12 protein-coding genes and 1 pseudogene are annotated in these 20,012 nt (G+C 39.8%); 2 read left to right on the top strand and 11 right to left on the bottom strand.

The window, feature by feature from the left end; genetic code table 11:
• The first annotated feature begins 245 nt into the window (after positions 1 to 245).
• Positions 246 to 1,792: pseudogene (locus BM195_RS09765) on the top strand (multicopper oxidase family protein).
• 185 nt (positions 1,793 to 1,977) lie between these two features.
• Here BM195_RS09765 and BM195_RS09760 read toward each other — a convergent pair.
• The 6 genes from BM195_RS09760 to BM195_RS09735 all read right to left on the bottom strand — a co-directional run bounded on the left by BM195_RS09760 (position 1,978) and on the right by BM195_RS09735 (position 9,904).
• The gene (locus BM195_RS09760) at positions 1,978 to 2,826 is read right to left on the bottom strand and encodes a glycerophosphodiester phosphodiesterase (protein ID WP_425283909.1); all 849 of its coding nucleotides are present in this window, start codon (positions 2,824 to 2,826) and stop codon (positions 1,978 to 1,980) included.
• A 504-nt stretch (positions 2,827 to 3,330) separates the two neighbouring features.
• Positions 3,331 to 4,749: an argininosuccinate lyase gene (argH, locus tag BM195_RS09755; RefSeq protein WP_090237209.1), complete on the bottom strand. Its 1,419-nt coding sequence runs from the start codon at positions 4,747 to 4,749 to the stop codon at positions 3,331 to 3,333.
• A gap of 44 nt (positions 4,750 to 4,793) precedes the next feature.
• Entirely contained in the window at positions 4,794 to 6,479 is a 1,686-nt protein-coding gene (locus tag BM195_RS09750; RefSeq protein WP_090237206.1) for an ABC transporter permease, read from the bottom strand.
• On the bottom strand, positions 6,480 to 7,583 hold the full coding sequence (locus BM195_RS09745) for an ABC transporter ATP-binding protein (protein ID WP_090237203.1): 1,104 nt from the start codon (positions 7,581 to 7,583) through the stop codon (positions 6,480 to 6,482).
• Between the two features lie 37 nt (positions 7,584 to 7,620).
• Positions 7,621 to 8,721: an extracellular solute-binding protein gene (locus tag BM195_RS09740; protein WP_090237200.1), complete on the bottom strand. Its 1,101-nt coding sequence runs from the start codon at positions 8,719 to 8,721 to the stop codon at positions 7,621 to 7,623.
• A gap of 19 nt (positions 8,722 to 8,740) precedes the next feature.
• The gene (locus tag BM195_RS09735; protein ID WP_090237197.1) at positions 8,741 to 9,904 is read right to left on the bottom strand and encodes an ROK family transcriptional regulator; all 1,164 of its coding nucleotides are present in this window, start codon (positions 9,902 to 9,904) and stop codon (positions 8,741 to 8,743) included.
• A gap of 327 nt (positions 9,905 to 10,231) precedes the next feature.
• On the opposite strand from BM195_RS09735, the gene BM195_RS09730 reads away from it, so the two are divergent.
• Positions 10,232 to 12,733 (top strand): PIG-L family deacetylase, encoded by a 2,502-nt coding sequence (locus BM195_RS09730; protein WP_090237193.1) that lies wholly within the window; start codon positions 10,232 to 10,234, stop codon positions 12,731 to 12,733.
• 259 nt (positions 12,734 to 12,992) lie between these two features.
• Here the strand turns inward: BM195_RS09730 and BM195_RS09725 are convergent, their stop codons facing one another.
• The 5 genes from BM195_RS09725 to BM195_RS09705 form a co-directional block, all read right to left on the bottom strand.
• Positions 12,993 to 14,279: an amidohydrolase gene (locus BM195_RS09725; protein ID WP_090237190.1), complete on the bottom strand. Its 1,287-nt coding sequence runs from the start codon at positions 14,277 to 14,279 to the stop codon at positions 12,993 to 12,995.
• Between the two features lie 21 nt (positions 14,280 to 14,300).
• On the bottom strand, positions 14,301 to 15,812 hold the full coding sequence (locus BM195_RS09720) for an AbgT family transporter (protein ID WP_170848217.1): 1,512 nt from the start codon (positions 15,810 to 15,812) through the stop codon (positions 14,301 to 14,303).
• A gap of 55 nt (positions 15,813 to 15,867) precedes the next feature.
• On the bottom strand, positions 15,868 to 17,298 hold the full coding sequence (locus BM195_RS09715) for a M20 family metallopeptidase (RefSeq protein WP_090237182.1): 1,431 nt from the start codon (positions 17,296 to 17,298) through the stop codon (positions 15,868 to 15,870).
• A 21-nt stretch (positions 17,299 to 17,319) separates the two neighbouring features.
• Positions 17,320 to 18,573: a M20 family metallo-hydrolase gene (locus BM195_RS09710; RefSeq protein ID WP_090237180.1), complete on the bottom strand. Its 1,254-nt coding sequence runs from the start codon at positions 18,571 to 18,573 to the stop codon at positions 17,320 to 17,322.
• A gap of 70 nt (positions 18,574 to 18,643) precedes the next feature.
• On the bottom strand, positions 18,644 to 19,960 hold the full coding sequence (locus BM195_RS09705; RefSeq protein ID WP_090237177.1) for a hypothetical protein: 1,317 nt from the start codon (positions 19,958 to 19,960) through the stop codon (positions 18,644 to 18,646).
• Positions 19,961 to 20,012 lie beyond the last annotated feature (52 nt).

Below are 20,012 nucleotides of genomic sequence, written 5' to 3'. Positions count from 1 at the left end.
TGCTTTTCCTTCATAATCAACGAATGGTACAATGTCATATCTATGAACTATTTCAAAAAAATATACGCCGATAAATAACATAATCTAGCTTTTTAACCAACTCAACTTAAGACAAAATAGCAATTAATCCATTCTTAAACTATATTTTAAAAATTCCACAAATGGATTTATGCTGTTTACCATTCGCAATTTTTTCCGATTCAAACATCTACTGTAATAAACGCACATGGAAGGGATTGAACATCATGAACAAAAAATTGAGCAAATATGCAGATGCCTTGCCAATACCGAAAACACTGAAACCACTGCGCAAAAAAAACAACGAGGATTATTATGAAGTCCAAATGACGGAATTCCACCAAAAAATGCACCCTGATTTAAGGCCAACACGCTTATGGGGCTACAACGGGCAATTTCCCGGCCCTGTCATCGATGTCAATCGCGGGGAGTCGATTCGTGTCAAATGGGAGAACAAACTGCCGGACAAACATTTCCTGCCGATTGACAAATCTTTTTATAATCTGTCGGAACTTCCGGAAGTCCGCACTGTTACACATTTGCACGGAAGTGAGACTAGACCGGAAAGTGACGGGTATCCTGAAGCATGGTATACGAGAAACTTCAAGGAAACAGGGCCGGGATTTAAAACCGAGGTCTATCATTATCCCAACCACCAGCGTGGTGCCACATTATGGTATCATGACCATGCGATGGGCATCACAAGATTAAAACGTCTATGCCGGTCTTGCCGGCATGTATATTATTCGTGATGAACGAGAAAAGCATATGAAAAAACTTCCTTCAGGTGACTATGAAATCCCGCTTATCATCATGGACAGAACGTTCCATCATAATGGAGAGCTATTCTATCCACCGCAGCCGGATGATCTTCAGGAAAACTGGCCCAACCCGTCCATTCGGCCAGTCTTTAATGGCGAAACAAACGTCGTTAACGGAAAAATATGGCCGTATTTACAAGTGGAGCCGCAAAAATACCGATTCCGTATCCTGAATGCAGCCAACACACGAGGCTATCAGCTCTATCTAAATTCCGGTCAATCATTTTATCAAATCGGATCAGACGGCGGCTTGATGCGGAAAACGGTCAAGCTGGACAATTTAGCAGTCGAACCGGCCGAACGCGTCGATATGATCATTGATTTTTCCAGACATGAAGGGCAAACCATCACACTAAAAAATGACCTTGGACCAAATGCAGATCCTGACGATGACACAGATGACGTCATGCAATTTAGAGTGAATCTCCCTTTATCATCAGAGGACAAGAGCAGAATTCCCCGAATTTTAGCGCGGATTCCTTCGCTCAACGAAAACAACATTCAGTGCATCCGAAACCTGAAACTCGTCGGCTCAACAGATAACCTAGGCCGCCCATTGCTATTGTTAGATAACAAAGAGTGGATGGCCCCCGTAACAGAAACACCTGAGCTGGGCTCGACCGAAATCTGGTCATTTATCAATGTGACTAATTTCGCCCACCCCATCCATATTCATTTGATTCAATTTCAAGTGCTGGACCGCCAGGCCATTCGACCTTGACCGTTATAACAAAGATGGAAACATTATTTTCACAGGACCGGCAGAACCACCTAAATCTAACGAAAAAAGCTGGAAAGATACCTTGGCAGCACCAGCGGGGCAAATCACACGTGTTATCGCCAAATTCGGCCCATTCACTGGTGACTATGTATGGCATTGCCATATACTCGAACATGAAGATTATGACATGATGCGTCCAATGCAGGTTGTTGAAGCGGATAAACGGGAATAGCATAAGCGTATCGCATCCAGTCTGGTCTCCCGCAATCAAATGCTGCTTTCCTAGTTTGAAGGCGCTTTTTCCCCAATCATGAAAATGGAACAGGGTTGACATAACATCCCTGTTCCATTACTCAGTTATATTCAATATATTCGCAGACGACTTTCACTGGGATGTTAAACCTATCCTTTGCCTCTTTAACGGAAATCCATCAGCTCCGGATAATCCGTGATAATCCCATCCACACCATACTCCATTAACTGATCGACCCATTCCTGGTCAACCACTGTATATGGCCATGTTTTTAATTCATTTTGATGAATGCGGTCTACCGTATCCTGATCCAAAAGCTCTTTATTGGGATTGACATAATCTGCATATTCCGCGTATTCCTCCAGATGTTCGTCGGTAATCTTACCTTCATCGGCTTGCCCATAACCTACCAGCACCCCAACAGGCATTGAAGGCAACAAGTCATGAAATCTTTTGACAGAATCATGATTGAACGATTGAACAACGATTTTATGGTTATTTGGCTTATCCATATTGCGTTCTATTAAAGTATTAGCAACTTTCTGCTCAACACCAGGATAGAGCCCCGGACTCTTCAGTTCAATGAGAATGCCAATTTTCCCTCTGTAACGGTCCAGTATCTCCTCAAAGGTCGGAATTTTTTCACCGGCAAACGATTGATCAAACCAACTGCCCGCATCAAGATTCCTTAACTCTTCCAAAGTGTAATCCCCTACACTGCCGGTACCATCGGTTGTACGGTCAATAGTTGTATCATGGATACTTACCAGTTCGCCGTCTTTTGTCATTTGAATGTCGATTTCAATATAATCCGCCTTCTGCTCAAACCCCAAATCATAAGCAGCAATCGTATTTTCCGGGGCATGACCGGAAGAACCTCTGTGTGCAATCAATTGGATCGTATTTTCATAGTTGTTATCTTGTGCTGCAAATGCTATTTCCATAGGTGACAAAAAGAAAAAACCCATAGCGGCTATCGATAAAATCGTTACCCGTTGAAACATTTTTTTCATGATACTGAACCTCCTGCTATTTTTCCCCTTCAGATAGACTTATCCGTCAGCCTCCTTCATGCCAAAATTTCTGAAGAGTTTATTAGAAATGCCCAGAGTACCAGACATATTCTAAAAATCTATCAGCTGCACAAACACAAGATAAACAGAAAAAGAAACCCAGCCAAAACGGATGGCTGTATAACAGCAATCAAACGTTTAAAGGGGTTTCTTCAAATACTTTTCCCTCAACATGAATTATGTTGATTTAAGTTAAGCAAAAAATATACTGTAACGTCAACAAGATTGGAAGAATCAACCGTAAAATGGTACAAAAGTGGTGCAACGGGACAAGATTATTGTTCCTTTTGTAAAGGGGCATACGACTAAAAACCTATTGATTCGTGTAATATAAGATTGACATTATTGCAGTAATATAACATAGTATCTAACACAACAGTCATTTTTTTCTGATTAAAAAAGAGAATGGCAATGCATTCCCTCTAGTATAACGATAGATGCTAATTAATAGGATTTTCCTACTGCCTGTTTCCTTTTCTCAATCATCTCTCTTACAACTTCAGGATTTGGACCGCCTATTCGATCTCTCCTTTGTACGAAATAAAATGGGTCGGTAATTTCTTTCCAATCTTTTTTGGACAGCGAAACATCTTTTAACCAGTCATTAATGGTTTTCAAAGAGATCTCATATAATTCCTTCCTGTCTTCAGCTGCCCTTTTAGCAATCACACTGGCTTTGTGATGTGCTTTACGAAAGGAGATACCGTAATCGCGTGACAAGACATCGGCAAGTTCAGTAATCGTAATCATATTTTCCTTAGCCTGCTGATAGGCATGTTCTTCATTAAAGTCCATGGTCAATATAACAGCATGCATTAGTTTCAATACACGGAGAGCTTTACGGAAACCACTGTATAAATGTGGCTGAAGATCGTCTTCTGTATCGTTGATATCCCCGTATGGTGTGTTGTGTATCATGTGAATGACCGCCATACCCTCTGATGCGGCACTGCTTGCGATGGCGCGCGAATGTTCAATGGATACTGGATTTCTTTTTTGCGGCATAATACTGCTGATTTGCACATATGCATCCGATACTGTAATCAGTCCCACTTCTTTGGAAGTCATTCTCAGAAATTCTTGCAGCCAGCGCCCCATATTTGTCATCAGACTGATCAGTGACTGAGCGGCTTCCATCAAATAATCCCCTGCAGCGATGGCATCATAGGAATTCTCTATTAAACCGTCAAACCCCAGAAGTTCCACCATCCTTTCCCTGTCAATCGGAAATCCGGAAGTCGTAATGGCTGCAGCCCCCATCGGTGATTTGTTCACGGTTTGATATGCCTGTTTCATTCGGGTAATGTCCCGTTGTAAATTGTCATAAATAGCAGTCAAGTAATGCCCCAACGTAGTCGGCTGAGCCGGCTGTGTATGGGTGTGGGCCGGCATAACTGATGTAATATAATTTTCTGCCTGATATAAAATTGCCTTACCCAATTTTTCGGCATTTTCTACTGTTGCTTTAAGATAATCGCGCAGAACAATCCGATACATCGCTTCGCCCATATCATTACGACTCTTGGCGATATGCATCTTTCCTGCCAGTTCTTCACCAATCAATTCGCCGATACGGGATTCAACTAGAAAAAAGAGATCTTCATATGAAGAAGAGTATTCTATCTTTTCCTTGTCCATTTTCTCCACTTGAGAAACAGCATCCAATATCTTATTTGATTCTTCTTTTGTAAGAATATCCTGTTCGGCCAACATAGTCGTGTGAGCCTTATGAATTAAAAACATGGCACCAAATAAATACTCTCGTTGATCGTAAAAAACCGGCATTAGCAATTCTTCCATGTAAGTTTTTCCTGGGAACTCCTTCCCGTCGGTTTGTTTGAATTTTTCCCTTAGTGTCTGCATCGAAACACCTCACTTTTTTTGAATTGAATCTCTAGACGGCTGTACTATAATGTGTTTTCTGATTTCACCCCAAAGAATCGATACGATATAAGCATGACTATCGCAATTAAGCCGACTTGAATCATACCAAAAGCAGCAGCTTGCCCCATATTGAACATTCGAAGCTGATTCATAATTTCGATGGATATTGGCCGGTTATCTAACGTGTACAAGAGAACCGAGGTCGGAAATTCTCCAACCGCCTGAACAAAAGCAAGCAATGTTCCACTAAGTACACCAGGCAAAATGATTGGGACAACGATCCGACGGAATGTATAGAACCATTTTGCTCCGAGATTTTGAGCTGCCTCCTCAAGTGAATCATCCATCTGCTCAAGTACCGCATTTGAAGAACGAACGACTAAAGGTATAAAACGAATAAAGTATGCTAATGGTAAAATCCAAAACGTTCCAACAAGTATTTCACCGAATGAAAACACTGATGGTTTGTTGAAAGCAAGAATCATGTTCATACCGACTACTGTCGCAGGCAATGCCCACGGAATCATAACCAATATATCCAACAGATTTTTTCCTATAAAACTCCGTTTGACAAGAGTGTATGACGTAATTAGTCCAAAAATAAACACACCAATACAAGCAATACAAGTCATAATCAGACTGTTGCGTACCGGATCCCAAATATTCGGATCGTCAAATAACAAACGAAAGTTCTCCAAACTGAATGCTTGCGGATAAGTCTGCCATGTCCAGGCTCCTTCCGGTACAAGCGACAAAATAAGCAGTGTTGCATGAGGCAGCAATAAAATGATCATGGCTAAGATACCAAGTGTAACCATCACACTTTTCAAAATAGGGTTGTTCACTTCACTGCGATGTGTCCCTATCCCTTTACTTGCCATACGATAATCTTTTCTGCTTTGATACCAGCGCATAAATAACAGAAATGAGATAGAAACAAGGGATAGAATAACTGACTGAGTGGCCGCCATCTCTAAATCGCCATTAACTTTTGAAAAATAGATTTGCAAACTTAATACCCTGTAGCCACCTGCAAGCAGGAATGGTGCACTGAATGAGGCCATTGATACCATAAACACCAGCAATGATGCAGCGACAAGTCCAGGTGTAAGCAACGGAAAAGTCACTTTCCAAAACACCTTAAATTTACTCGATCCTAAATTATAAGCCGCTTCTTCTAATGATGGATCAATGTTATTCAATGCAGAAGATGTTGTCATATAAAAATATGGATACATCGTATAGGCATGGACAATTAAAATACCCGAAATACCGCCTATTTTGAAGGGGACATCGGATAAGTTAAATAGATCCTTTATGGCGTTTGGAACAAGTCCCGCTTCTCCGTAAAGAAACATAAATGCCATCACACCTACAAGCGACGGAAGGACAATTGGCATAATGGCAATATTGGAGAATAATTGTCTTCCAGGAAAGTCGTATCTGTTAAAAATATAGGCAAGCGGAACACCGATTAATGCACTCAGAAGCACGGATAAAAGGGAAATATACACGGAATGCCAAAGTGCTTCAAAATTTGCCGCAGCTTTAGAACCAAAGAAATCAGTGTAGTTTCTAAGAGAAAATTCTCCATTCTGTTTAAAACTTTCAATTATCGTTGAAATAGATGGATAGAGTACATAACCCACTAGGATGACAACAACCGGGATAAGCAGTAATATCGTTTTTCTTTTTTTAGCATTTATCATTTATACTTCACCCTTTGCCGCCGGAATAATCCTGATCTGTGTTTCAGGAAGATAAACATAAACCTCTGCTCCCTTTTTCATGTATGTACTTGGTCCACGGTTAAGTTCTGTCGATTTGAGTGTTACATTCTCGGTGATTTTCACAATGGTATGCACAGATTCTCCGGTAAACTGTACAAGCTCTACTGTTCCGGAAAGAACATTATTTCCTTCCATAGGCTCTACATCGACTTGTACTGCTTCTGGGCGAACTGACATATATAATTGATCGGCGCCGTCATATGAAGCAATATTCTGTTCTGAATTGGTGACATAAATAGATTTATTCAAATCGTTACTGTTATAAATAAAAGTGATCCCTTCCTCTTTATGCCTTTCGATCGGTAGTAAATTGGTTTCTCCAATAAATTCTGCCACAAAATCATTGACCGGCTGATTATAAATTTCTGTAGGTGTTCCCACTTGATGGCACTCTCCAAGATTAAATACAGCAATTCTGTCACTCATCGTCAATGCTTCCACTTGATCATGGGTGACATAGATTGTTGTAATATCATACTCCCGCTGAAGCCGCAAGATTTCTGAACGCATTTCATCTCTTAATCTGGCATCCAGGTTACTTAACGGTTCATCCAGAAGAAGAATATCCGGTTCAATAACAAGTGCACGAGCCAAGGCAACCCGTTGCTGTTGGCCGCCACTCAGCTGACTGACCTGCCGATCAATGAATGGTTCAAGACGTACCTTTTTCAGTACGTCTTCTACTCTTCGTTTAACGTCAGTTTTCTTCAGTTTTCGCACTTTTAAACCAAATGCAACATTTTCAAACACGGTCATATGGGGGAATAAGGCATAGTTTTGGAAAACCATGCCTGTATTTCTCTTTTCCGGTGAAACTGACGTCATATCTTGGTTATTGAATTTAACTTTTCCTATACTTGGAAAATAAAACCCGGCAATCATTCGGAGGGTTGTTGTTTTTCCACACCCACTCGGACCCAAAAAAGTGAAAAATTCTCCCTCATTGATCACCAAATCTAATCCCTTGACAGCTGTCACGTTACCAAATTGCTTTGTAATATCTGACAAGTTCACTGTTGACACGAAAAACAACTCCTCTGCACAAAACCTTACATGTTATTTATTCCTCATTACTTTTGTCTTTCTCCGTATTTTTGATCTGGTTATCCCAATATTCCATCCATTCCTCTGATTTCTCCTGGAACAAAGCCCAATCGATATCCATTGGATTAATATCAGTTTCTGTAATCCAATCCGGTAAATCTTCTACGTCATCTCTTGTTGGGATACGATAATAAGTTTCCGCTAACAGTTTCGCTGCTTCGGGCGTATTAACAAATTCATAAAATGCTTCAGCCGCTTTTGGGTTCTGAGCATCTTTAATCATAGCAATCCCCTCAGTCAGTACAGGAGTACCGCTTTCCGGGATAACATAGTCAAACGGATAGCCCTTTTCCTCAGCAAGCATAACCGTGTCTGGCATGTTCCAGACAGATAACGAGCCGACACCTTTTGCTACCTGGTTGTACATAATCTCTGGATTTGCTGCGTATTCTTTTGTGTTTTCATCTAGTTTCTGCAGCCAATCATAACCTTCTTGCGGATCTTCTGTATCCTTATAAGTTCTGTAAATAATTGATGAATAAATCGTTCTCATTGTTCCTGAAGCGAGTGGGTAGCGAATGACTATTTCATCCTCCCACTTCGGATCCAGTAGATCATCCCAATCCTTTGGGGCCTCCTCTTCAGATATTTCCTTTGAATTATAGAGAATCACTTCCGGGGTAATCGACGTTCCGGACCACATCCAGTCTTCATCATGATACATTTCATCAAGCGCATCTGCATAAGATGGCTTATATTCTGCCAGCAGTCCTTCTTCTTTTGCCTGATCAAAGTTTACCTGTGGCGCCCCCCACCAGACGTCTGCCTGCGGATTATTTTTTTCAGAACGGACACGGTCAAGTATCTCTTGAGACCCCATGTCCAAAAATTCCATATCAACATCGTATTCTTGTTCAAATTGTTTTTCAAAGTCACTTAAAATATCCTTGCCGTGCGGTGAATAGACAACAACCTTGTCTTCCAAGTCTTCATTAGATCCATCACCAGACCCTTCATTTTCAGCCCCATTGCTAGCTTCTTCATCTCCACCTGCCATACAGCCTGTAAGAACCAAACTCAACATAACAGCAAAACATAATAGCCAACGTTTTTTCATTAAAATAAACCCCTTTCATTCAAATCTTAAATAACCCTTCATATTCATTAAAAAATAGTGCAGCTGCCCCTATAACGCCCCCTTCCTTACCAAATGATGTTCGTACAATTTCACATTGCTGAGGAGTGTACCTTTTCATGACATCCATCACTTTCTTGTGAATTATGGAAAACGATCCGCTGACACCACCTCCTAAAATAACTAATTCCGGATCAAATAATGATACATAGTTAGTGATCCCAATAGCCAGATTTGCCAGTGCTTGATCAATAATTTCAATAGCTTCTTCATGACCTTCTATATACAATTCAAACGCTTTTTGGGCCGTAATATTCTCATGCAGGCGCTCTGACATTTGCATACTAATGGACGAACCGCTTGCAACACTTTCCAGATAACCATAACCTTTATGGACAGGGTGATATTCATTTCCCTCATTTTTGTCCGTTACGAGATAGCCAATTTCTCCTGCACTATAATTTGAACCGCGGTAAAGCTGACCATTAACCATCAATCCACTTCCAACGCCGGTACCTATAGCTATATATACAATGTTTTGTTTGTTTTTCCCCACACCTTTCCAGTGCTCTCCAAGGACATTGATGTTAACATCATTATCTACAAACACCGGCAGATGAAATGTTTGGATCAGAAGTTCCCGTATTGGATAGTCTTTCCATTTTAATGCAGGTGCCTCAATAACAACTCCTTCATTTATATTAGTAACACCCGGAACTCCTGCACCAATCCCAAGGATATCCGAATATTTAATGCGAAGCTGGTCCTTCATCGATTCCACATGTCGTTTAATTTCTTCAAATAAATTATGATCCAGATGTTGCTGTGTGGGGAATTCACGAAAGGCACATACTTTTCCGCTAAGATCCGTAATCCCAAGCTCCACATTTGTACCTCCAATATCAATACCAGCAATATATGATCGCTTAGCATTAAAGGTCAGACTTACCGGCTTTCTTCCACCATCTTTTGAAGCGGCTATGTTTCCTGTTTCCACAAGCCATTCGTCTTCAATTAAATCATTTACAAGTGCAGATACAGTCGGTTTACTCAATGACAGTTTCTTTGCGATGGCAGCTCGTGTTACAGCAGCTTCTTCTACGACACATTTCAGAATTAGACGTTTGTTGACTGTTTTAATATAAGCTGCATTTCCTTTTTGCATGGGCTAACTCCTTAATTCGAATTATGATTATATATCAGTTTTAGGTTAGTAAAGTTTACTTACTAATCAACTTATTGGTAAGTATAAGTGAAACCCCTTACAAAGTAAATATGATTTTGAAAATTTCATATAATTTTCTCTTACCTTAGAGACTATGTTCTCATAAGAGTAAAAATGCTCACCAAAAATTATAGTTTTTTCGTACTATTTACATAATTTTATGGAGGTGATATTATTTTTCTACTAAGAAAGGTGGTGAGTAGAGTTAGTTAGTAATCTTTACTAACTAGAGGAATTCAAGTTAAAATTTTGAAAGGGGTTACATGCATGAAAAAGTTTTATTCGATCGTTTTAACTATCTTGCTCATGGTTTCCCTGTTCCCCCTTAGCGGGATCGCTCAAGAGGATTCAGAACATGACGAGGATCTGTGGAATGCAGTCAATCCTTTAAATACGACAGTAACCTTTCTGAATACAGGGGCACACCCGGATGATGAGCGAAGTGATTTGCTTGCTTATTTATCCAGAGGACTGGGTGTTAAAACGTCCAGTTTAATTGCCAACCGGGGTGAAGGTGGGCAAAACGAAATCGGTAAGGAATTGGGGAACGCCCTGGGAATAATTCGGACCAATGAAATGATTGAAGCTGCGAAAATCACTGGCGTAAAGGCATATCATTTAAGTAAAACGACCTCCGATACGATTTACGATTTTGGTTTCTCTAAATCGCCAGAAGAAACACTGGAAAAATGGGGGGAAGAAGAAACATATAGAAGATTAATTAGGTTCATACGTACTTACCAGCCAGACGTGGTCATGCCTTCTTTCAGGGACGTTGACAGTCAGCATGGACATCACCGAGCGATGACGCTTTTGAGCGGTAGGGCATTTAAAGATGCCGCTGATCCTAATGTATTTCCGGAACAGCTTGATGAAGGCCTTTCCACTTGGCAGGTCAAAAAACTATACCTTCCAGCAGCATCTAAGGATACAGCTACTACTTCCATTGAAATTGGAGACTATGATCCAATATATGGGATGTCCTATCCACAATTGGGCGAAGAATCAAGGTATATGCATAAAAGCCAGGGAATGGGCAATGATATTCCGGTGGAACCCAGACAATTTCACCTGGAACTTTGGAAAGAATCAACAGCTTCCGAAAACGATGAACTATTTGCCGGCATTCCATATGATTTTTACGACTGGGCAGACAAAGTTGCCAATAATAGCCTCAGCAATCAGCTGCAAAAACTGCAAAAAGATCTTAATCACATTGTAGATTTATATCCAGACCGTGATGCAATTTTATCACCTTCCCAAAAAGCATTGAGAGATGTAAGAAATATCTTGAATAAGCTAGAAACAAGCAATCTAAATGAAGAGATGAAGAATAATCTTCAGCAAAAACTGGAGTTGAAAGAAGAACAACTGCAACAAGTAAGCTTTACAGCAGCGAACCTTTCAGTACAGACGGATATTTCGTCACAAGTTGTGACGAAAGGAGAAAACATTTCCGTACAAATGGAAATAACCAATGATGGTAACCAGGCAATTAAACATATAAATACCAGCTTAAAAGCACCTGCCGACTGGAACTTTACAGGAGATAAAACGATTAAAAAATTACAAGCAGGTGAATCAACTTCTATCACTTTTAATGGAACAGTGCCTGCCGATGCAGACTATCCCCATCCATACGACGAACATTTGATTCAGTCCAGTGTCAGTTTTAAGAAAAATGGAGAAAAAACCGCAATGGTCTCAGAATTGGATGACACAATTACCGTGCTGCCTGAACTAAGTGTGACTACAACACCAGAAGATGTTATTGTAAATACTGCAGAAGTTCAAGATGAAATAACAATCGATGTTAACGTCAAAAATTATGCAAAAGAAAGTAGCCAAGCATCTGTATCTCTCGAGCTTCCTGAAGGCTGGGAAAGCAGTGAGGAGCAGGTACCCGTTTCACTAAAAGATCGAGGGGATGAACAAAAGGCAAGCATTACCATTCAACCACCGGATGATATCGAAGAAGGAGATTTCACCATAACTGCTGTTGCAGAATCAAATGGTGAGCGTTTTGATTCAACTATACAGGAAATAAGCTATGATCACATCAATGATGCGTACTATCAGTATTCAGCACAGGTAAATGGGACCGCTTTTGAACTGCTGAAGCCAGATGAACTAAAAATTGGCTATGTGGAGAGCGGCTTTGACACAATTGCGGACGCTTTTCAGAATGCTGGATTTGATGTCACCAAGCTAACAGAAGAAGATCTTGCGTCTGCAGACCTGAGCCAGTATGACACTATCGTTACAGGGATTAGGGCAAGATTGGCCAGAGAAGATTTAATCGAGCACAATGCGCGTTTGCTTGAATATGCGGAAAATGGCGGCCATGTTGTTGTCCAGTATCATAAACCATGGGATAACTGGGATACGAATACAACTGCACCCTATCCTCTTGAAATCGGTCAGCCATCAATCGAATGGCGAGTCACAGATGAAAATGCCCCTGTTACTGTTTTGAAACCAGAGCATAGACTGTTTAATTACCCAAATAATATCACAGAAAACGATTGGGAAGACTGGGTTCAGGAGCGTGGACTATACTTTCCGATGAATTGGGATGATCGCTACGAAACCTTTGTTTCCATGGCTGACCCCAATGAGGATCCATTCAACGGAGGAATTTTGATGGCAGGATATGGGGAAGGGACATATCTTTATACAAATCTCGTATTCTATCGTCAAATTGATAATCAGGTCCCAGGAGGCTATCGTATTTTCACAAATCTGTTGAGTTATGGAATAGTTAATTGATTTGAAATCCAAAACAATTTAAAACTTTACAGTGTTCGGAGTATTAAATGGCAACTTCTTTTCTAAGAAAGGAAGTTGTCCTTTTTATGACTCAATTTCTTTATGTTAATCTATATACCGTTTATACGATAGTTAGAGCCTTATATAATCTTCTATATTCACGCATAAATCATAGTAGTTATTACGTCAGTCATATCCCAAGCACAAAAACAGCCCTCCTGCTCAGCTAGGGGGCTGTTTTTGTAATCCTTTTAAAAATCTATGATGCATTCAATCTCATAATAGACGCATATAAAATTTCAACAGATGGCAGCAAGGTATCTTCGTTAATATCGAATAGCTCATTGTGATGTCCCGCGGCTAATTCAGTTCCAAAGACACAGTACGTAGCCAAACCACCCTTTTTCTGTACTGCATCTATAAAGTAGGTTGCATCCTCTGAACCAGCACTTGCATCGCTTGCTAAACAAGTCTGCTCAATTGTTGGATGATCCTGTGCACACGCATTTAACACCGCTGCTAAGTCATTTGAACACTCACAACTTAATGCTTCACCTACAGTCTCAATATGATAGTCTACTTGGTACATCGCTGCAGCACCCGAGACGATTGATTCCACTTGCTTTTTGACATACTCGTTTATAGAAGAGTCTTCACCACGGCTCTCAATTTTCAAGTATGCCTTATCAGCAATAATATTTCTTCCGGAGCCCGCATGAAGCTCTCCTACATTTATTCTTGTCGCGCCTTCTGAATGCCTGGGAATGGCGTATATATTCAAAGAAGCGTTTGCCGCAGCTAATAGTGCATTTTTTCCTTCTTCTGGGTTGCCGCCAGCATGAGAGGCAACGCCATTAAATTCAATATCCATTTTTGATGTAGCTAAAAACCCATTATTAGCTGCAACAAAATGGTTGTGAGGAACGCCGGTGCCTATATGGGAAGCAATAAAATAATCCACATCACTGACGACATCCGCTTTTACCATTGACTTAGCCCCACGTGTTCCTTCCTCAGCAGGCTGAAAGATCAATTTGATTTTACCACTTAACTTTTCTTTATTAGAAGCAACTAAAGATGCCAGGCCCAGCCCTATCGAAGTATGTGCATCATGTCCGCATGCATGCATCTTATCAGAAATTGATGAATTGAAACCTTCTCTGGCCGGATAATGCTCCTCTATTGTTGATTCGTTTATGTCCAATGCATCCATGTCAAAACGGAATGCGATGGTAGGACCTTCCTTTTGCGTATCCAACGTTCCAACGATTCCGGTATAACCGTCAGCAAAGTTCTGAATATATTCCTTATTAGCGCCATTTTCTATCGCCCAATGATAGTGCTTCTTTGTCATGTTTCCATTAGGTTTTCCCATACAATGATGTTCGGACATGACTTCCTTACCCAACTGCAGCTTAAAACCTAACTGACCTAATATGGCTGCAACTTTCGAAGCTGTTCGCATTTCTAGAAAACCCGTCTCAGGATAGCTGTGAAAGTCACGTCGCCATTGAATCAGCTTTTCAGATAAATTTTGTGTTCTCATGTTTTTACCTCCAATCATATATTACAGAAATGGGGTGACCCCAGGACCGAATGGAATACCTGCATAGAAAAATATCAAAAGTAATATAATCCACACACCCAAAAATGCAAGACTATAAGGCAGCATGAGTGAAATGTAAGTTCCTATGCTGGCATTTTTATCATACCGTTTCATAAATGCCAAGATAATGACCATATAGGGAAACAAGGGTGTAACAATGTTCGTGGACGAATCAGCAATACGGTAAGCTACTTGGGTAAAGGCCGGATTATACCCAAGCTGCATGAACATAGGTATAAAAACCGGAGCTTCTATTGCCCATTTTGCTGAACCCGACGTTATTAAAAAGTTCATTAAAGCTGTAAATATAATATACCCCAGGATTAACCCAACACCAGTGAATTCAATGTCCTTTAAAAATTCGGCACCATTTACAGCAACCCATGTCCCCAGATTAGACCAATTAAAGTAGGCGATAAACTGTGCAATTGCAAACACCAAAACAATATAGCTAGCCATATCCTTCATAGATTCAGCCATATAGTCACTGACATCTTTTCCTGATTTGATTTTTCCGACAGTTATACCAAACGTTACCCCTACGATGACAAAAAAGATTAAAATAATCGGTACGATCCCATCCAGAAATGGTGATGGAACAATGCTGCCATCTTCACCTGTTAATGGGCTATTTGGTATCAGAATGAGCAAAACGATTATTGCAATATATAACCCTCCTGCAATAATAGCATTTCGAAAACCTTTAGCCCCATTCGGCAGCTCTTCCGTATCTTCTTCTTCAACTGCATCGCCTTCATATTTTCCTAACCGTGGTTCAATAAACCTGGATGTAATAAGACCACCAACAATTGTCAGCACAAATACAGAGATAATATTGAAATACCAATTATCGATTGGTGTAACTACGATTGAATCATTAATGATGGCAGCCGCTTCGGTCGATATACCTGACAGCAAAGCATCAGTACCAGCAATAAATAAGTTCGCCGTAAAACCAGCTCCTGCACCAGCGAAGCCTGCTACCAACCCTGCAAGGGGGTGACGGCCAAGTTTGTAGAAAACCAATGCAGCAAGCGGAGGTATAAGAACAACTGCGGCGTCTGAAGCCAAATTGCCTAACATACCTACAAACACGACTGTATAAGTTATTAAATATGAAGGAGAATTTAATATCGTCTTTCGAATCGTATAATCTAGCAATCCTATTTTATCAGCAAGACCTATACCCAGCATCATGACTAATACCAATCCCAATGGCGCAAACCCAGTAAAATTCTCAAGCATTGATGTCAGGATAAATTGTAAGCCTTCACTCGATAATAAATTTTTGACATTCAGTTCTTCCCCGGTCCCGGGGTGAACGACGGAAGCGTTAAACAGATTGAAAATATACGAAACAAGTATCATTAGAATAGCTAATCCGATGAATAAGATAAATGGATCCGGCAGTTTATTCCCTACTTTTTCAACCAGATCCAGGAATCTTTGAAACAAGCCTTTTTTATTTTTCATAATATCCTCCATTTCTACTAGACTTTTGATTCCTTCATATACCTGGACTTATAGCTTATCGTTCATTAAGTTTTGAAGGTGTCACATCACTTGGGATAGGGTTCGTGTATTCATTCTTTTCTCTAAATACAGCAAACTCATGTTGTACTTCCTTAAGATTTTCCTCATTCGTAAATAACTGAAGTGCTGTCAACGCCATTGTTTCAGCTGAGCGGAACATTCCTCTATTGGCATAATTACTGAGCCCTTGTGCAGTCATTTGCCACGTATGAAGTGCCGTTCCGAGTGCAGACGTAGATGACGTTAATTGTGCAGTCGGTACAACCCAGCTAACATCAGCAACATCTGTCGATCCGGCTAAGATATCCTTAGAAGGATAATAGTCAGAAATAGAGTCAGACAAGTACTTGCCGGAAAATTCACTTCCGTCTCCCATATAACCAAAGCCTTTCATGGGATCTAAATAATTTTCCTGTTCGGATTTACTAAACGTAGACCAAAGTTCCTTGGCGTATTTAATTTCCTCAGGGGCAGGCTCTTCAACACCTGCTTCTTTAAAATTCTTATATAATAACTGCTCCAAATTACGATTCGGGATATAATTCGAACATGCTTTGTCAAATTCAATCGTCAACTCAGTTTCTGTCATTAATGCCGCACCTTCAGCTATTTTCTTGACCCGATTAAAAATATCATCGACTTGATTAACTTTCGGTGCACGTATTAAATAAAGGACTTCAGCATTTGCCTGAACAACATTCGGTGATATCCCGCCAGTGTTCGTTACAGCATAGTGCAGACGCGCTTCTTGCATAATGTGTTCACGCAAATAATTGACACCGATATTCATAAGTTCCACTGCATCTAAAGCGCTTCTTCCCAAATGGGGGGTGTTGGCAGCATGTGCTGAGACCCCTCTGAATTTGAAATATACTTGATAATTCGCTAAACTCGATAAACTCATAATCGAATTGGAAGGAGAGGGATGCCAAGTTAAAGCCGCATCTATACCCTCAAAAGCTCCTTCTCTTACCATAAACGTCTTTCCGGATCCACCTTCCTCACCCGGACAACCGAAAAACTTAACGGTGCCAGGAATATGATGCTTTTCGAGGTATGCTTTTGTGGCGCATGCTGCTGCAAAAGCGCCGGTCCCTAATAAATTGTGGCCACATCCATGTCCAATATCCCGCTCCATAGGCTGATAACTTACTGCATTGGGTTCTTGGCTCAAACCTGACAGTGCATCAAATTCACCCAGGAAGGCTATTACCGGATCACCCGTACCATAAGTAGCTGTAAATGCTGTTTCAATTCCCGCAACATTGCGTTCAACTATAAAACCCTGCTCTTCACATACTTTGGCTAAGTACTCAGCGGACTCATACTCTTCAAATCTGGTTTCAGGATGTTGATAAATATATTCACTAACTTGTTCAAACCATTTTTTATGCTCAATGATGTAATCTTCCACAAACTTTTTCATTGTTAGTCCTCCGTTTCATCCTTATTTAATAGGATTATGATTTAACTCTTCTTCCAGAAACCTCTGCAAAACTTGACTCCCTTTCACTAAATGATCGAGTGAAGTGTACTCTTCAGGATGATGACTAATCCCATCTTTGCACGGAATAAATATTAATCCTGATGGCCATTTCTGAGCCATGTTCATCACATCATGTCCTGCTCCACTATCCATTTTTAACGTTTTTAGCCCCTCTTTTTGAGCTGCTTTTAATAATTTATTTTGAAGCTTATTGTCCAGCGTTATCGACTGATCATCGACTAATGTATGAATATCGATCGTTACATTGTTTTCTTTCTCTGTTTCTGAACAAAACGCCTTAAATTTTGCGGCAAAATCATGTTTCACCTGGTCCTTAACACTTCGAATATCGATGCCTAATTCTACTTCCCCAGGAATGATATTCATTGCGTTCGGGGTCAGTTTTAAAGTACTTACTGTAGCAACCAATGAAGAAGATTCATAAACCTTTTGAGCCTCATTATTGATAAAACTTATTAGCGGTGCAGCTTCAACGAGTGCATCCCGCCGTTTATTCATTGGTGTTGTACCTGTATGATTTGCCTGTCCCCTTACCTTAACAACAAACCTGATGGGACGAGCTACTCCGTTTACGATACCAATATCGGCGTGTTTTTCTTGTAAAATGTTCCCTTGTTCAATGTGTAACTCCAAAAAGCTTTCAATTTTATCAGTTGGCAGTTCTGCATTCTCAATATCGTTCCAACTTAAACCAAATTCTTCTATTGCTTGTTTTATGGTCATTTCGTCTTTATCGCCAATATCAGCTATCTTATCCTTGTCAAGTTGGCCAGTGATACCTTTACTGCCGATTGTTGAAATCCCAAACCGGGCAGATTCTTCTGAAGCAAAACATATAATGGCTACATTTCTATTCGGCTTGACTTTTTTATCCATTAACATTTTAATTGATGCTAAAGCACATAATATACCTGCAACCCCATCATAACCGCCGCCATTGTAAACTGTATCAAGATGTGAACCCATCGCAATGGTTTTTTTGCTTTTATCAACCTCCCATACAGCCCACTGATTGCCAATTTCATCACGGTAAGTATTGAGCCCCAGTCCGTCTGCAATTTTCAGAAATTGATTGTGTGCAGCAGCTTCCTCCTTCGTATAGCCTAAACGTGAAAAACCTTTATGAATATTTTCTTTATCGGTTAAATTTAACGCATAAAACGTATCCTCTAACCATTCTCTCAATTCAGTCATTTTAATACCTCATTTAAGTATGATTCAGTGTAATATAAGCTGCGTTTCATATTGGAAATTTTAGTTATTGCTAGTATAAAAAATTTTCTGCAAATTGATATACTATTTTTGGTCTCCCCCGCTGTTTCAAACTTACACTTCCACACTTTATTAATATACCGGCACTTTCCAATTCAGTTAAAATTCTTCTTGCATTGCGTTCAGTACTTTGCAACCACCTTGATACATCCTGAGAAGTAAATTCATTTTTATTATATTTATAGGAATATGTGGCTATTCGCAGAACATCTTTATGATTAATCGGGGCATCTTTACCAAATTTTGAAATGATATCTTCTTTGATTAACTTTGAACTCAACAATGAATTTTTTTGATCAGGAGTTTTCATAGTAACGGAATAATTTTTGTCAATTATTAGTAATGATGGCTCCTTTTCATGTTGAATCTGGCTTAGGCCATACCTGACATTTTGTTCCGCCTGGGTAACAGTTTCTCCATAGCCGATTGCCATTCTTAGGGAGAATGTTTCCTGCGTTATATACGCACTCATAAACTTGAATAACTCATGTTCAGATCCATCTATTTCCCCTTTAGTCGTAAAAATAAAATAAAAACCGTCCCCCAGACTTACAAATGAACCATTCATTTTTTGCGTCAATTTCAATAATGATTTCTTTACATCTAATTCATGATGTCTCCATTTGAATAGCGCGTAAAATTCATTATTATCATCAACATTGTGAATCACGCTGCAACCTATAATAGCCATTTGCAAGTTCTCAAACCGAGTTGTTTGTGCTCTTTTCACTAATAATTCAATTGTCAGTTTAATGGCCAAATATGATGGGGTTAGCCTGTATACCAACACGCCGTCCTTTTTTAATTGTTCATAGATAGACTTAATTGACGTTATCGCTATCTCTGTATGATTTTTCTGAAATAACGAACGATGGAAGTCAGCTATTTCAGATAATTTGTTGTATCCTTTATACGGCGCACTATAGTAGTTTAAAGAATCCAAATGGTAATAAGATAATATTTTAGATATTTCTATATCGGTTACCGTATCAATACTAATCCGTTGAAAGATTTGTTTTTCATTTAATTGGGCTTCCATTAATATCCCAAAAAAACTTGAACCATGTAATGGGGGGTATGATCCTTGATGTGATTGAATTAACTTTCTGTCCATAGCAAAGGTATAATTCATGATCCCTGAAAACAGCCACTGATCTATAAAAGACTTGTTTTGATTAATAATATCTTCTATTTCACTCAAATTTTCATAAACAAATGGGATGAGCTCTATCTCATTGAATTCTTCAGAAACTTTTAAAATTCGTTCAATCGATTCCTTTGGTCCAATGACTCCAATTAAAATTTGCATGCATATTCACCTTTTAAAAACTCAATAATCGTTTCTGGATTTAGTCATTCGT

Source organism: Lentibacillus halodurans (genome assembly GCF_900112045.1).
In the GTDB taxonomy this organism is placed as follows: Bacteria; Bacillota; Bacilli; order Bacillales; family Amphibacillaceae; genus Lentibacillus; species Lentibacillus halodurans.
This window is presented reverse-complemented; position numbering and strand designations above follow the sequence as displayed.

Excerpts from the sequence above, each read along its gene's own strand:
- BM195_RS09760 (WP_425283909.1), bottom strand. The coding sequence starts at position 2,826 with ATGAAAAAAATGTTTCAACGGGTAACGATTTTATCGATAGCCGCTATG.
- argH (WP_090237209.1), bottom strand. The coding sequence starts at position 4,749 with ATGCAGACACTAAGGGAAAAATTCAAACAAACCGACGGGAAGGAGTTC.
- BM195_RS09750 (WP_090237206.1), bottom strand. The coding sequence starts at position 6,479 with ATGATAAATGCTAAAAAAAGAAAAACGATATTACTGCTTATCCCGGTT.
- BM195_RS09740 (WP_090237200.1), bottom strand. The coding sequence starts at position 8,721 with ATGAAAAAACGTTGGCTATTATGTTTTGCTGTTATGTTGAGTTTGGTT.
- BM195_RS09735 (WP_090237197.1), bottom strand. The coding sequence starts at position 9,904 with ATGCAAAAAGGAAATGCAGCTTATATTAAAACAGTCAACAAACGTCTA.
- BM195_RS09730 (WP_090237193.1), top strand. The coding sequence starts at position 10,232 with ATGAAAAAGTTTTATTCGATCGTTTTAACTATCTTGCTCATGGTTTCC.
- BM195_RS09725 (WP_090237190.1), bottom strand. The coding sequence starts at position 14,279 with ATGAGAACACAAAATTTATCTGAAAAGCTGATTCAATGGCGACGTGAC.
- BM195_RS09720 (WP_170848217.1), bottom strand. The coding sequence starts at position 15,812 with ATGAAAAATAAAAAAGGCTTGTTTCAAAGATTCCTGGATCTGGTTGAA.
- BM195_RS09715 (WP_090237182.1), bottom strand. The coding sequence starts at position 17,298 with ATGAAAAAGTTTGTGGAAGATTACATCATTGAGCATAAAAAATGGTTT.
- BM195_RS09710 (WP_090237180.1), bottom strand. The coding sequence starts at position 18,573 with ATGACTGAATTGAGAGAATGGTTAGAGGATACGTTTTATGCGTTAAAT.
- BM195_RS09705 (WP_090237177.1), bottom strand. The coding sequence starts at position 19,960 with ATGCAAATTTTAATTGGAGTCATTGGACCAAAGGAATCGATTGAACGA.